The organism is Xanthomonas codiaei (genome assembly GCF_002939785.1).
Lineage (GTDB): Bacteria > Pseudomonadota > Gammaproteobacteria > Xanthomonadales > Xanthomonadaceae > Xanthomonas > Xanthomonas codiaei.
In genome coordinates this window covers 1-13457 of the sequence record NZ_MDEC01000053.1, presented here as the reverse complement: position 1 = coordinate 13457, position 13457 = coordinate 1, and the positions used below count along the sequence as shown (strand labels likewise).

At 66.5% G+C, this 13457-nt stretch carries 13 protein-coding genes; 9 read left to right on the top strand and 4 right to left on the bottom strand.

All coding sequences use genetic code 11. The annotated features are described in order from the left end of the window. Positions 1-237 precede the first annotated feature (237 nt). Together pip and prmC are read right to left on the bottom strand one after the other, a co-directional pair. The gene (gene pip / locus XcodCFBP4690_RS21545) at positions 238-1179 is read right to left on the bottom strand and encodes a prolyl aminopeptidase (protein ID WP_104544290.1); all 942 of its coding nucleotides are present in this window, start codon (positions 1177-1179) and stop codon (positions 238-240) included. A 119-nt stretch (positions 1180-1298) separates the two neighbouring features. Next, positions 1299-2150 (bottom strand): peptide chain release factor N(5)-glutamine methyltransferase, encoded by an 852-nt coding sequence (prmC, locus tag XcodCFBP4690_RS21540; RefSeq protein ID WP_104544288.1) that lies wholly within the window; start codon positions 2148-2150, stop codon positions 1299-1301. A 202-nt stretch (positions 2151-2352) separates the two neighbouring features. On the opposite strand from prmC, the gene ahpC reads away from it, so the two are divergent. From ahpC to XcodCFBP4690_RS21510, 6 genes are all read left to right on the top strand, one after another. Further along, entirely contained in the window at positions 2353-2916 is a 564-nt protein-coding gene (gene ahpC, locus XcodCFBP4690_RS21535; RefSeq protein ID WP_064508604.1) for an alkyl hydroperoxide reductase subunit C, read from the top strand. A 189-nt stretch (positions 2917-3105) separates the two neighbouring features. Continuing rightward, positions 3106-4698, top strand: coding sequence for an alkyl hydroperoxide reductase subunit F (gene ahpF / locus XcodCFBP4690_RS21530; protein ID WP_104544286.1), 1593 nt, complete (start codon positions 3106-3108; stop codon positions 4696-4698). An 88-nt stretch (positions 4699-4786) separates the two neighbouring features. Then, a complete protein-coding gene (locus tag XcodCFBP4690_RS21525) occupies positions 4787-5728 on the top strand; it encodes a LysR substrate-binding domain-containing protein (protein WP_104544284.1) in 942 nt (313 codons plus the stop codon). Between the two features lie 428 nt (positions 5729-6156). Beyond that, the gene (gene rnk / locus XcodCFBP4690_RS21520; protein WP_104544282.1) at positions 6157-6597 is read left to right on the top strand and encodes a nucleoside diphosphate kinase regulator; all 441 of its coding nucleotides are present in this window, start codon (positions 6157-6159) and stop codon (positions 6595-6597) included. Positions 6598-6648: 51 nt separating this feature from the next. Continuing rightward, positions 6649-7617: a transaldolase gene (gene tal, locus XcodCFBP4690_RS21515; protein WP_104544280.1), complete on the top strand. Its 969-nt coding sequence runs from the start codon at positions 6649-6651 to the stop codon at positions 7615-7617. 414 nt (positions 7618-8031) lie between these two features. Beyond that, on the top strand, positions 8032-8601 hold the full coding sequence (locus XcodCFBP4690_RS21510) for a type 1 glutamine amidotransferase family protein (RefSeq protein WP_104544278.1): 570 nt from the start codon (positions 8032-8034) through the stop codon (positions 8599-8601). Between the two features lie 247 nt (positions 8602-8848). Here XcodCFBP4690_RS21510 and msrA read toward each other — a convergent pair whose 3' ends face one another. After that, on the bottom strand, positions 8849-9499 hold the full coding sequence (msrA, locus tag XcodCFBP4690_RS21505) for a peptide-methionine (S)-S-oxide reductase MsrA (protein WP_104544276.1): 651 nt from the start codon (positions 9497-9499) through the stop codon (positions 8849-8851). Positions 9500-9596: 97 nt separating this feature from the next. Continuing rightward, positions 9597-10112: an SgcJ/EcaC family oxidoreductase gene (locus XcodCFBP4690_RS21500; RefSeq protein WP_104544274.1), complete on the bottom strand. Its 516-nt coding sequence runs from the start codon at positions 10110-10112 to the stop codon at positions 9597-9599. A 126-nt stretch (positions 10113-10238) separates the two neighbouring features. Here XcodCFBP4690_RS21500 and XcodCFBP4690_RS21495 point away from each other — a divergent pair, with 126 nt between their 5' ends. Genes XcodCFBP4690_RS21495 through XcodCFBP4690_RS21485 form a run of 3 tightly spaced genes read left to right on the top strand, consistent with a single transcriptional unit; the run spans position 10239 to position 13314 of the window. Further along, entirely contained in the window at positions 10239-10946 is a 708-nt protein-coding gene (locus XcodCFBP4690_RS21495) for a helix-turn-helix transcriptional regulator (RefSeq protein WP_104544272.1), read from the top strand. Next, the gene (locus XcodCFBP4690_RS21490) at positions 10943-12853 is read left to right on the top strand and encodes a hybrid sensor histidine kinase/response regulator (RefSeq protein ID WP_104544270.1); all 1911 of its coding nucleotides are present in this window, start codon (positions 10943-10945) and stop codon (positions 12851-12853) included. Before XcodCFBP4690_RS21495 ends, XcodCFBP4690_RS21490 begins: the two co-directional genes overlap by 4 nt. Further along, positions 12850-13314 (top strand): response regulator, encoded by a 465-nt coding sequence (locus XcodCFBP4690_RS21485; protein ID WP_104544268.1) that lies wholly within the window; start codon positions 12850-12852, stop codon positions 13312-13314. Before XcodCFBP4690_RS21490 ends, XcodCFBP4690_RS21485 begins: the two co-directional genes overlap by 4 nt. The last annotated feature ends 143 nt before the right edge of the window (positions 13315-13457 follow it).

Here is a 13457-nt window from a genome sequence, read left to right as displayed (position 1 = left end):
TGGGCTTCTTGCATCTGCTCCGATGATCAGTCGGAAGACATAACGCTGTTAGGCGACCATGTCCAGATACAAGGAGCGCACCCGGGGGCGACAGGCCTTATCGGTAAGGCCCGTCGCCCCCGGATGCGCTCTTACGAAAAACGCGTTCTTCGCGAGCGACCCATCCTACAAATCGGGTGACGCGCGGACCGCTCAGGCAATGAACGATCCTGCGCATCGCAACGCGCGCCGCTGCAATCAGGCGAACCGATCTGTGGCGCGCACCAGTGCATCCACATTTTCCGGCTCGAACGCCGAGTGCCCCGAGGCCGGGCTGATCTGCAGCTGCGCCTTGGGCCAGACCTTGTGCAGATCCCAGGCGCTCTGCAGCGGGCAGACCACGTCGTATCGGCCGTGCACGATCACGCCGGGGATGTCGGCGATGCGGTGCGCGTCGCGCAGCAACTGGCCTTCCACCTCGAAAAAGCCCTGGTTGACGAAGTAGTGGTTCTCGATGCGGGCGAACGCCAACGCAAAGTGTGCGTCCTCATGCCCGGTGACGAAGTCCTGGTCCACATGCAGGAAGCTGGTAGCGCCTTCCCACACGCTCCAGGCCTTGGCGGCGACCAGTTGCGTGGCCTCGTCGTCGCTGGTCAGGCGGCGATGGAAGGCGGCGATCAGGTCGCCGCGCTCTTCGGCCGGGATCGCATTGATGTAGTGCTCCCAGGCATCCGGGAACAGCCGGCTGGCGCCTTCCTGGTAGAACCATTCCAGCTCGAACCGGCGCAGCAGGAAGATCCCGCGCAGCACCAGCTCGGTCACCCGCTGCGGGTGGGTCTGCGCATAGGCCAGCGCCAGCGTCGACCCCCAGCTGCCCCCGAACACCTGCCAGCGTTCGATGCCCAGGTGCGTGCGCAGGCGTTCGATGTCGGCCACCAGATCCCAGGTGGTGTTGTCGGTGAGATCGGCATGCGGGGTGGAACGGCCCGAGCCGCGCTGATCGAACAGCACGATGCGGTACTTGGCCGGGTCGTGGAAGCGCCGCATCTTGGCGTTGCAACCGCCGCCCGGGCCGCCGTGCAGCAGCACCACCGGCTTGCCCTGCGGGTTGCCGCACTGTTCGAAGTACAGCGTGTGGCGGTCGTCGACCTTGAGGCTGCCCTGCTCGTAGGGGGCGATCTCGGGATAGAGCGTGCGCATGCGTCGGTCCTGGGCGAAAACCCGTAGTGTATCGGCCGGCGGTGATGCATCGTCTGCTTCTGCCGCATGGCGCAGGAACACCATAGGCGGCATGGGCCGCCTTGCGGTCGCCATCGGCCTCAGGCCGCGCCGTCGTCCTGCCAGCAGCCCAGGCTCACCCGGTCGCGCTGCTCCAGGTCCTGTTGCGTGGCGACCTGCACAAACCCACGTGCGCGCAGCAGTTCGGCCACCGCCTTGCCCTGATCCCAACCGTGCTCGAGCAGCAGCCACCCGCCGCTGCGCAGATGCGCCGGCGCATCGGCCACGATCCGGCGGATGTCGGCCAGCCCGTCGCTACCGGAAGCCAGCGCGCTGGCCGGCTCGTGGCGCAGATCGCCCTGTGCCAGATGCGGGTCGCCGGCGGCGATATACGGCGGGTTGCTGGCGATCAGGTCGAAGCGCTCGCCTGCCAGTGGCACGAACCAGCTGCCGTGGCGGAACTGCACGTTCAATAGGCGATGACGATCGGCGTTGCGCCGCGCGATGGCGAGCGCGGCCGCACTGGCATCGGTGGCGATCAGCTGCGCCTGCGGGCGCTCGCTGGCGATGGCCAGGGCGATCGCGCCACTGCCGGTTCCCAGATCGGCCACCCGCCGGCCAGGGGCGTGGTCCAGCCGCTCCAGGGCCAACTCGACCAGTGCTTCAGTGTCCGCGCGCGGGATCAGCGTGGCCGTCGAGACCTCCAGATCCAGCGTCCAGAAGCCGCGCGAACCGGTCAGGTAGGCCACCGGCTCGCCGTCCACACGCCGCTGCACCAGGGCCTGGAACGCCGCAGCCACTGTCGCCGTCACCGGGTCGCGGCCGTGCGCGAACAACCAGGCGCGATCGCGGCCCAGCGCATGCAGCAACAGGGGCTCGGCATCGCCACGATTGATCCGCTGGCATGCCTGCCGCAACAGGTGCTCGGCGGAGGCGGCGGACTCATCGCTCATACGGATCATTCACTCGCGCGCAACGTCGGCCGGCCATTATCGGGGCTGGAACCGCGCGCCGCATCGGCAGATGCCATCTGCGGAATCGATAGTCCAAGGCTATCTATGCAATTCCAATAATCGATTTGAGAAACCTATCGATCCTGCCTACCATGGCGCCTGTTCCATCCCCCGCCCCCCTTTCATCGCACGAGGAAACTCAATGTCTCTCATCAACACCCAGGTCCAGCCGTTCAAGGCGAATGCGTTCCACAATGGCAACTTCATCGAAGTCACCGAGGCCAGCCTGAAGGGCAAGTGGTCGGTGCTGATCTTCATGCCGGCCGCATTCACCTTCAACTGCCCGACCGAAGTGGAAGACGCCGCCGATAACTATGCCGCGTTCCAGAAGGCAGGCGCCGAGGTCTACATCGTCACCACCGACACGCATTTCTCGCACAAGGTGTGGCACGAAACCTCGCCCGCCGTGGGCAAGGCGCAGTTCCCGCTGATCGGCGACCCGACCCACAAGCTGACCCGCGCTTTCGGCGTGCACATCGAAGAAGAAGGCCTGGCCCTGCGCGGCACCTTCATCATCAACCCGGAAGGCGTGATCAAGACCCTGGAAATCCACGACAACTCCATCGCCCGCGATGTCACCGAGACGCTGCGCAAGCTGACCGCAGCGCAGTTCGTGGCCAACAATCCTGGCCAGGTCTGCCCGGCCAAGTGGAAGGAAGGCGCCAAGACCCTGGCTCCGTCGCTGGACCTGGTCGGCAAGATCTAAGCCGCCGCGCATCCCTGGCCCGATATTCCGGGCCGGGGGTGAACCGGAGCCGGTGCCGGGCTGCCCGCCCGCCATCGCCAGCACGCATCCCGACCCCGCGCCGGCTGCGGTTCATCCCTTCCTCCCCAGGCGAGCTGCGCATGCGCAGCGGCGTCACGCCCTCCCCTTGCCCATTCCCAGGAGTTTTCCATGTTGGATGCCAATCTCAAGACCCAGCTGACCGCCTACCTGGAACGGGTGACGCGCCCGATCCAGATCCACGCCTCGATCGACGACAGCCCCGGCTCGCGCGAAATGCTCGACCTGCTGGAAGACCTGGTGCTGCTGTCGGACAAGATCAGCCTGGAGGCGCATCGCGACGACGACCAGCGCAAGCCGTCGTTCGCGCTGACCACCCCGGGCCAGGACATCTCGCTGCGCTTCGCCGGCCTGCCGATGGGCCACGAGTTCACCTCGCTGGTGCTGGCGTTGCTGCAGGTGGGCGGCCACCCGTCCAAGGCCACCGCCGAGTTGATCGAGCAGGTGCAGCATCTGGATGGCGACTACCAGTTCGAAACCTATTTCTCGCTGTCCTGCCAGAACTGCCCGGATGTGGTCCAGGCGCTGAACCTGGCCGCCGTGCTCAACCCGCGCATCAAGCACGTTGCCATCGATGGCGCGTGGTTCCAGGACGAGGTCGAGGCCCGCCAGATCATGTCGGTGCCCACCGTGTACTTGAATGGCGAACTGTTCGACCAGGGCCGCATGACGCTGGAGCAGATCGTCGCCAAGCTGGACACCAATGCCGCCAAGCGCGATGCCGCCAGGATCGCCGCCAAGGAGGCCTTCGACGTGCTGGTGGTCGGCGGTGGCCCGGCCGGCTCGGCGGCGGCCGTGTACGCCGCACGCAAGGGCATCCGCACCGGCGTGGCCGCCGAGCGTTTCGGTGGCCAGGTGCTGGACACCATGTCGATCGAGAACTTCATCTCGGTGCCGGAAACCGAAGGCCCGAAGATGGCGGCTGCGCTGGAACAGCACGTGCGCCAGTACGAGGTGGACATCATGAACCTGCAGCGCGCCGAACAGCTGATCCCGGCCGGTACCGATGGCCTGATCGAGATCAAGCTGGCCAACGGCGCCTCGCTCAAGAGCAAGACGGTGATCCTGTCCACCGGCGCACGCTGGAGGCAGATGAACGTGCCCGGCGAAGACCAGTACAAGAACAAGGGCGTGGCCTATTGCCCGCACTGCGACGGCCCGCTGTTCAAGGGCAAGCGCGTGGCGGTGATCGGTGGCGGCAACTCGGGCGTGGAAGCGGCGATCGATCTGGCCGGCATCGTGGCGCATGTCACGCTGGTGGAATTCGACGACAAGCTGCGCGCCGACGAAGTGCTGCAGCGCAAGCTGCGCAGCCTGCACAACGTGCGCATCATCACCAGCGCGCAGACCACCGAAGTGCTGGGCGACGGGCAGAAGGTCACCGGCCTGGTCTATACCGACCGCACCGGCGGCGACACCCAGCACATCGAGCTGGAAGGCGTGTTCGTGCAGATCGGCCTGCTGCCCAACACCGAGTTCCTGCGCGGCACGGTGGAGTTGTCGCCGCGTGGCGAGATCATCGTCGACGACCGCGGCCAGACCAATGTGCCGGGCGTGTTCGCCGCCGGCGATGCCACCACGGTGCCGTACAAGCAGATCGTGATCGCGATGGGCGAAGGTTCCAAGGCTGCCCTGAGCGCCTTCGACTACCTGATCCGCTCCAGCGCCCCGGTCAGCACGCAGGCTGTTGCCGAAGCCGCGTAAGCGCGGCGACGAACCGCCGCCCGACACCGGGCGGCGTAAGCTGTCACCACGCCGGTCTCAACCGTCACCGCAACGAGGGCTGCTGCACATGAATCTGCGTGACCTGAAGTATCTGGTCGCCCTGGCCGACCACAAGCATTTCGGCCGCGCCGCCACCGCGTGCTTTGTCAGTCAGCCCACGCTGTCCACCCAGATCAAGAAACTCGAAGACGAGCTGGGCGTGCCGCTGGTGGAGCGCGCACCGCGCAAGGTGATGCTGACGCCGGCCGGCCGCGAGGCCGCCATGCGCGCGCGCGGCATCGTTGCCGAAGTGGAGCAAATGAAGGAAGCCGCACGCCGCAGCCAGGACCCGGAAGCGGGCACCGTGCGGCTGGGCATCTTCCCCACCCTGGCGCCCTATCTGTTGCCGCATGTGGTACCGCGCATCCGCGAGCGGTTTCCGCGCCTGGAACTGCTGTTGATCGAAGAAAAAAGTGATCAGTTGATGCACCAATTGCGCGAAGGTCGCCTGGACGCCGCGCTGCTGGCGCTGCCATTGCAGGACGATCAGCTGCATGCCGAGTTCCTGTTCGAAGAACCCTTCGTGCTGGCGGTACCGGACGGCCATCCGCTGGCGCGCCACGACAGCATGACGCTGGACGATCTGTCCGAGCAGCGTCTGTTGTTGCTGGAAGATGGTCACTGCCTGCGCGAACAGGCGCTGGATGTCTGCCACCTGTCCGGCGCGCTGGAGAAGTCGGAGTTCCAGGCCACCAGCCTGGAAACCCTGCGCCAGATGGTGGCGGCCAATGTAGGCGTGACCCTGCTGCCCTTGCTGGCTGTCAAGCCGCCGGTTGCGCGGTCGGAAAACATCCGCCTGATCCGCTTCCGCGAAGACAAGCAGCCCAGCCGCCGCATTGCGATGGCCTGGCGTCGCAGCTCGGCCATGACCGCGTTCCTGGAGCAGCTGGCGCAGTTGTTCAAGGAACTGCCGTCGGACCTGTTTGCGTTGGAACAGCCTGCGACCGGACCGAAGGCGGTGGCGGCTTAGGGATTTGGGATTTGGGATTTGGGATTTGGGATTTGGGATTTGGGATTCGAAAAAGCGCAACACGGCTGCGTTTGGTTTGCGCGGGGTTGTCGAGGTTGAATAAGCGGCGCGGGGCGTCGCTTGTTTTGTTTGCTGCAGGCAGATCGCGTGTCGGGATGCGATGCGTCGCGATCGTGTGTCGGTGGCTCGGCGCGTTGCGTTGCGGTTGCATCCTGTCGGTCGAGCAACCCTTCTGAGCTGCCAGCCGGCTCTGATTGCCTGATTGCGTGCGGCACCGAGCAGACAGCGGACTCATCAGCGATCGCCGCCCTGCTTGCAGCATTGAAGGCCTGCAGTCTTCAGGCGCTGCATTGCGATCGATCCAGGGCGCCCTCATCTTGACCATGCTGCCTGCCATTCGGGCGGGCCGTACTCGTCAGGAGAGTGCCATGACCTCGCAACACCACAGCGGCTTGCCGCCATCCATCCTTGTCTCCAGCCACGACCTCGCCCGGCTGGAGGCCTTGCTCGATTCCCCCGCGTTCAACAAGCATCCCGCCGCCACTGCGCTGAGCGACGAACTGGGCCGCGCACGCGTGCTGCCGCCCGACCAACTTCCCGGCGATGTCGTCACCATGCACTCGCGCATCGAATGCGAAGACCAGTTGCACGGCGAACGGCATACGCTCACCCTCGTGTACCCGCAGGAGGCCGATATCCAGCAGGGCCGCATCTCGGTGCTGGCACCGGTCGGCAGCGCACTATTGGGCCTGTCGGTCGGCCAGAGCATCGACTGGCGCACGCCGGACGGGCGCAATCTGCGCCTGCGCGTGCAGGCCGTGCACGCTCAGTCCGCCGCCGCGGGCGACTTCCAGCGCGCGGCGCGCTAACGTAGCGCGCTGCGCCATCCCCGACCCGTTCCACGATTCGAGAGAACCCGCATGACTGCATCCCCCTCCAAGCTGGCCCAACTGCGCGAGCTGTCCGTGGTGGTCGCCGACACCGGCGATTACGACGCCATCAAGCGCCTGAAGCCGGTCGACTGCACCACCAATCCCACCCTGGTCAAAAAGGCGCTGGACCTGCCGGTCTATGCCGACCTGATCGAGCGCGAGCTGGCCTGGGGCCGCGAGCATGGCGGCGACGACCGCACCGCCACCGTCCACGAGGTGGCCGACCGCCTGACCATCGGCGTAGGCGTCAAACTGGCCGAACTGGTCCCCGGGCGCGTATCCACCGAAGTCGACGCCGATCTGGCCCACGACACCCAGGCCACCATCGCCAAGGCGCGCAAGTTCATCGCGATGTACGCCGAGCGCGGCGTGCCCAAGGACAAGATCCTGATCAAGATCGCCGCCACCTGGGAAGGGATCGAAGCCGCGCGCCAGCTGCAGCGTGAGGGCATCGACTGCAACCTGACGCTGATCTTCAACCACTCGCAGGCACTGGCCTGCGCCGAGGCCGGCGTGTTTCTGATCTCCCCGTTCGTGGGCCGCATCCTGGATTACTACGTCGCCCACGGCCAGACCCCGTCCAGCATCGATGAAGACCCGGGCGTGGTGTTCGTGCGCACCGTGTACGACGCGTTCAAGCGCCGCGGGTCGTCCACCGTGGTGATGGGGGCCTCGTTCCGCTCCACCGCGCAGATCGAAGCGCTGGCCGGCTGCGACCGCCTGACCATCTCGCCGAACCTGCTGGAAAAGCTCGACGCCGAACACGGCGAGCTGCCGCGCAAGCTCTCCCCTGCGCAGGCCGACAACGCGCAGATCACCCCGATCAACGCCGACAGCTTCGCCGCCGACCTGGCCGCCGATGCGATGGCCACCGAAAAGCTGGCCGGCGGCATCGAGACCTTCGCCAAGGACCTGCAGGCCCTGCGCAAGACCATCGCCGACAAGCTGGCCGGCTGATCGCCTCAGCGAACAGATGCGACCATCCACGCCCGCAGCCGATGCTGCGGGCGTTGTCGTTTTCGGAGATGCCGCGGAGATCGCACTGCGGTGTTCACGCCTGATCGGACCCGGCAGCCCGCGCATCCGATGCAGCGCCCGCACGTCGCTGCCGTTGCTTCACGCCCGTGTCCAGCGCTGACCCGTGCTGTGGCTCGAGGGAAAGCAGCTAACGCGACGGAGCTGGATCGACACTGCGCCTCGCGCCTGGTTGCCATCCGCCACGACCCCGCGTATCTCACAGGCCCCGCGTTCGAGCAGCCGAGGGACCAGGCCGCGATGCCCGCCGCTCCACCTGGCGGTCTCCACACCCTGCTTACAATCGCCACGCGCGCAGTGCCTAGAATCCGGATACCTCAACTGGCGTAGCGGACGATGGCAAACATTGCAGTGGTGATGGTCGACGGCGTGGCCGACTGGGAGATCGGCGTGGTGCTGCCAGCGGCGCGCGAATGGTTCGGCGACCAGGTGGCCATCGCCAGCATCGATGGCCAGCCGGTACAGTCCATCGGCGGGCTGCGGATCACGCCGGACTTCGCCCTCTCGGATCTTGCGCCGCTGGAGGCGGATCTGTGGATCCTGCCCGGCAGCGAGCGTTGGCAGGCCGGCGAGATCCCAGGCCTGAGCGGCTTGCTGGTCGAACGCGTCCAACAGCAGCGCCCGGTCGCGGCAATCTGCGGTGCTACCCTCGCACTGGCCTACGCCGGCCTGCTCGACGAACGCGCCCACACCAGCAACTCGCTGGCCTTCCTGCAGGAAAACGTGGTGCCGTACGCGGGTGCCCAGCAGTTCCGGCACGAAAAAGTCGTGACCGCCGACAGCGTGATCACCGCACCCGGCACCAGCCCGGTGGGATTCGCGCTGGCCTGCATGCGTCTGCTGCATCCGGAACGCACCGATACGCTCGCGCAGCTGCGCGGCATGTTTGCCGGCGAATTCGTCTGACGCAGCCCATGCAGTCGGCACCCCGGCGCTGCAGCGAAACGGCCAGGCCACGCTGCCGCTGTCTGGACTGCAACGCCCGTTGACTGGAAAAAAAGATGGCCACGTCGTCTCCGACGTAGCCATTCAAGTTGCCTGGCATGCACTCCCATGCGCTGCCTGTCGTGATAACGCTGCCGGTCGCTGATGGCCATCGGCACGCGACCACGCTCACGTGGACGACAGCGCTCAATCCGGCCTCGCCTTTCCGTCAGGCATCCAGCCCGATCGGGCAGCTCACTCCCGTTCCGCCAAGCCCGCAATACCCATTGGGATGCTTGGCGAGGTATTGCTGGTGATCGTCTTCGGCGTAGTAGAACGTCGGTGCCGGGAAACGGATCTCCGTTGTGATGGCGCCATACCCCGCCGCAGTCAGCTGCTGCTGGTAGGCATCGCGGCTGGCAAGTGCCGCGTCGTACTGCTCCTGCGTCGTGCAGTAGATGGCCGAGCGGTATTGCGTGCCGACGTCGTTACCCTGCTGCATGCCCTGGGTCGGGTCGTGGCTTTCCCAGAACGTGCGCAGCAACTGCGCAAACGGCACCGACGCTTCGTCGTACACCACCAGCACCGCTTCGGTATGCCCGGTCTGCCCGGAACACACTTCGCCATAGGTGGCATTGGGCGTCTGGCCACCGGCATAACCCACTGCCGTGGTGTACACCCCTGGCACGCTCCAGAACTTGCGTTCTGCGCCCCAGAAGCAACCCAGACCGAACTGCACCTGGGCCAGGCCAGTGAAGTCGCCACGCAACGGATGCCCATGGATCAGGTGCGTGTTGTGCAGCGGTAGCGCTTGCTCGCGCCCGGGCAGTGCTTCGCCCGGACGTGGCATGCGTTGTTTGAAGGCGCCGATTCCCAGCATGGTGCAACTCCGCAATCGTGAGGATTGCCTGCTGGATGGCGCCGGCCGGAGCGGCTTTCAAGCCTTCCCGGCCGGCGCACGCCGCCTTGCACGGCACTTACTTGGTCTTGGCGACGGCCGCGCGCGTATCCACTTCCGGCATCGCCGAGCTGTGGTGGTTGATGATCAGCCACTTGCCGTCGCGCTTTTCGTACACGAAGGTATAGCGCGCCTGCACATCGCTCTGCTTGCCGTTCTTGTCGGTCAGCGTGAAGGTGTACACGCCGGCATCCACGGCGCTGTCGTCATCGAGCACGCGCACGGTGCGGTAGTTGACCACACCCTTGGGCTTCTTGGTCAGGAACATCTCGAAATACTTTTCGATCTGCTCGCGCGAGGCGCGCACCTCGTTGGACACCGTCGGCAGCAGCACGCCATCGGACGCGTACAGGTCGGCCACCTTTTCCGGGTCACCCGACGCCAGGGCGGCGTTCCATGTATCGAACAGCGCGGCGACTTCGCGCTCTTCGCCGCCGGCTGGCAACTTGGCCTTGTCGGTGTAGTGCATCACGCCGCCAGCCAGGGCCGGGGTGGCAGCCAGAGCCAGAACCAAGGAAGACAGTGTGCGACGCATATGGAATCTCCTTGTGGATTGTTGGGGGGTGCCTCGGAGGGCGAGCCCAGTATCGACATCAAGCAGCCCCAACAATTCCGCCGACTGGCATATACTCAAATATGCTGATCGGCCTAGAGGAACCCAATGGATACCCCTATCAGTGCAGGCGATTGGCGGCAGGCCCTGCGGCGCGAGGCCTCCGACGGCGCGCGTTGGCAGGCGCTCTGGGAGGCGGCCGTGGCATTGCGCTATACCCAGACCTGCGAACAGGCCTGCGATGCGGTGCTGGGACGTGTACTGGCGCTGCTGGGGCTGGAGCACGGCGCGGTGCTGGCGCAACGCGGCCCGCGCGTGCAGCTGCTGGCCAGCCGCGGCCTGGCCCTGCCCCCCGGCGCCAGCGCTGCAGGGGACAGCCACGAGGCGAGCTGGCTGATGCCCCCGCGGCCGGCCGATCTGCGCGAGGCCAGGGTGCCTGTCCATGCGCTGGGCACCACCCACGGCATGCTGTGCGTGGCGTGGCACGACCATCGCCCCGCCCCCGGCAACGACGACGTGCAGGCACTGCAGGCCTTCGCGTTATTGTTGCCGGCGATGGTGGCCGAACCCGCCAGGCCGATCGCCACGCGCCGGCGCAAATCACCGCAGGACGACCGCCTCAATGCGCTGAGCAAACGCGAAAAGCAGGTGCTTTCGTTGCTTCCGCGCGGGCTTACCAATGCCGGCCTCGCAGCTGAACTGGGGATTTCTCCCGGCACGGTGAAAGTGCATGTGGAGCGCATCCTGCAGAAACTTGAGGTAAAAGATCGCACCCAGGCCGCGGTGTACGCGGTTCAAGCCGGACTCGCGCTATGACTGCAATGGCGGTGCGTTGGAACGATTGGCCGATCACCCGCAAGAGCCTGGCGGTGGTCACCCTGCCGTTGCTGTTGCTGGCCGTGGCACTGATGGCGATCTACAGCGTGGAGCGGCAGAACATCGCCGCCGAAAACGATGTGCGCCGCACGCTGGAAGTGCTGAGCGACCTGTACGAGGCGCATGCGCTTCTGGCCGAAACCGCGGCCGGCGTGCGCGGTTACCGGCTGGTGCGCCGCGACGAATTCCTCGCTCCGTACCGCTATGCAGAGCCGCGCCTGCAGCCGGTGGCCGACCGGCTTTCCAAGCGCATCACCGACCCAGTGCAGGCCCAGCGTTTTGCGCGCATCAAACCGTTGTTCGCCGAGAAGATGCAGGGCTGGCGTCGCCTGCTGGCACCGGACCTGAGCCGCGAAGAGGAGATTCGCCAGCTGTGGGACGGCAAGTACAAGCTCGACATTCTGCGCGCGGAACTGCGCGAGCTGCGCGATTACGAGACGGCGCAGTTGCAAGTACGCACCGCCAAGGCGCAGGGCTTGCGGCAGCGCAATCTGATCATCACCCTGAGCGCGGCCATGCTCGGTGGCCTGGGTGCGGTCTTTGCAGTGGCCTGGTTCGCCTCGGCGCTGTCCGGGCGCCTGCGCACGCTGGCCGCCAATGCCGACCGGCTGGGCGAAGGCCTGCCGCTGGACCCGCAGCCCCGTGCCGGCGATGAACTGGGCCAGGTCGGGCAGCGCCTGGCACAGGCCAGCGAACTGCTCGCCGCCCGCGCAGCCGAAGCCCAGCTCGCGCGAAGCGAGGCGGAAACGGCCAACCGCGCCAAGACCGAATTCCTCTCGCGCAGCAGCCACGAACTACGCACGCCGCTCAATGCGATCCTGGGCTACGCGCAGGTGCTGGACATGGACCTGCCCGAACCCGGGCACCGTCGCCATCTGCAGCACATTCTCGGCGCCGGCCGCCATCTGCTCGGGTTGATCACCGAACTGCTGGACATTGCGCGTATCGAGGCCGATCAGCTGGATCTGAGCCCGGAGCCGGTTGCAGTGGACGCGGCGGTGCACGAAGCGCTGGGCCTGATCGCACCGGATGCCGAAAAGCATGGCATCCACCTGCAGCCGCCGGCCATCGAGGGCGCGTGGACGGTACGCGCCGATGCCCAGCGGCTGCGTCAGGTCTTGCTCAACCTGCTGTCCAATGCCGTCAAGTTCAATCGCCCCGGCGGCCATGTGCAGGTGAGCGCGCAGGCCGATGGCGGGCAGGTGCGCATCACCGTGGCCGATCAGGGCCAGGGGCTGACACCACCGCAGATCGAGCGCCTGTTCACCCCGTTCGAGCGGCTGGGCGCCGAGCGTTCGGCGGTGGAAGGTACCGGCCTGGGGCTGGCGCTGAGCAAGAAGCTGATCGAGGCGATGGGTGGGCAGATCGGTGTGGACAGCAGCCGCGATGGCGCGCGCTTCTGGATCTCGCTGCCGCAGGGCGAGCCGCAGCGCAGCGAACCGGCGCGCACACTGTTGCCGCCCAGTAGCAGCGGCAGCGGCGTGTGTCGCTTGCTGAGCATCGAAGACAACCCGTCCAACCAGGCCCTGATCCGCACGCTGACCGAGCGCCGCCCGCAATGGCAGCTGCTGGAGGCGGCCAGCCTGGCGCAGGCGCGCGAGCTGCTGCAGCACGGCCTGCCGGACCTGATTTTGCTGGACCTGCACCTGAGCGACGGCAACGGCGAGGAATTGTTGCGCGAGCTGCAGGCGCAACCGGCTACCGCGCAGCTGCCGGTAGTGGTGATCAGCGCCGATGCCACGCGCGCCACGCTGGCGCGGGTGGGCGACCAGGGCGTACGCGCCTACCTGACCAAACCGCTGGACGTGGCGGAATTCTTCACCGTACTCGACAGGTTGCTGGCATGACACGCGACGATATCCTCGGCTCCCGCATCCTCATCGTCGACGACGAGCCGGCCAATGTGCGGCTGCTGGAGGACCTGCTGCAGCGCGAAGGCTTCCAGCAGGTCATCGCCACCACCGACCCGCTGCGCGTGATGGGGCTGGTGTCGGCGTTCGCGCCGGATCTGATCCTGCTGGACCTGAAGATGCCGGAGCTGGACGGCTATGCACTGCTGGAACAGCTGGCGCGGCTGTCCGACCCCGGCCGCTTCCTGCCGGTGATCGTGCTCACCGCCGACCCCAGCCGTAGCGCACGTCATCGCGCCCTGGGCCTGGGTGCCAAGGATTTCCTGACCAAACCGCTGGACACCTTCGAGGTGGCGCTGCGGGTGTGGAACGTGGCCGAAACCACCGTGCTATTCAAACGCCTGCGCGCACTGGCCGCGCCGGAGGCCGCGCTACCTGGATGGCGTCAACCGGAATGATGCCTGGGCATCGCAGAAGCGCGCCTGGGCGCGACGTGGCGTTGATCGGCAAGGCGTCATCGCGCCCGGGTGCGCTCCTTGTATCTGGACATGGTCGCCTAACAGCGTTATGTCTTCCGACTGATCATCGGAGCAGATGCAAG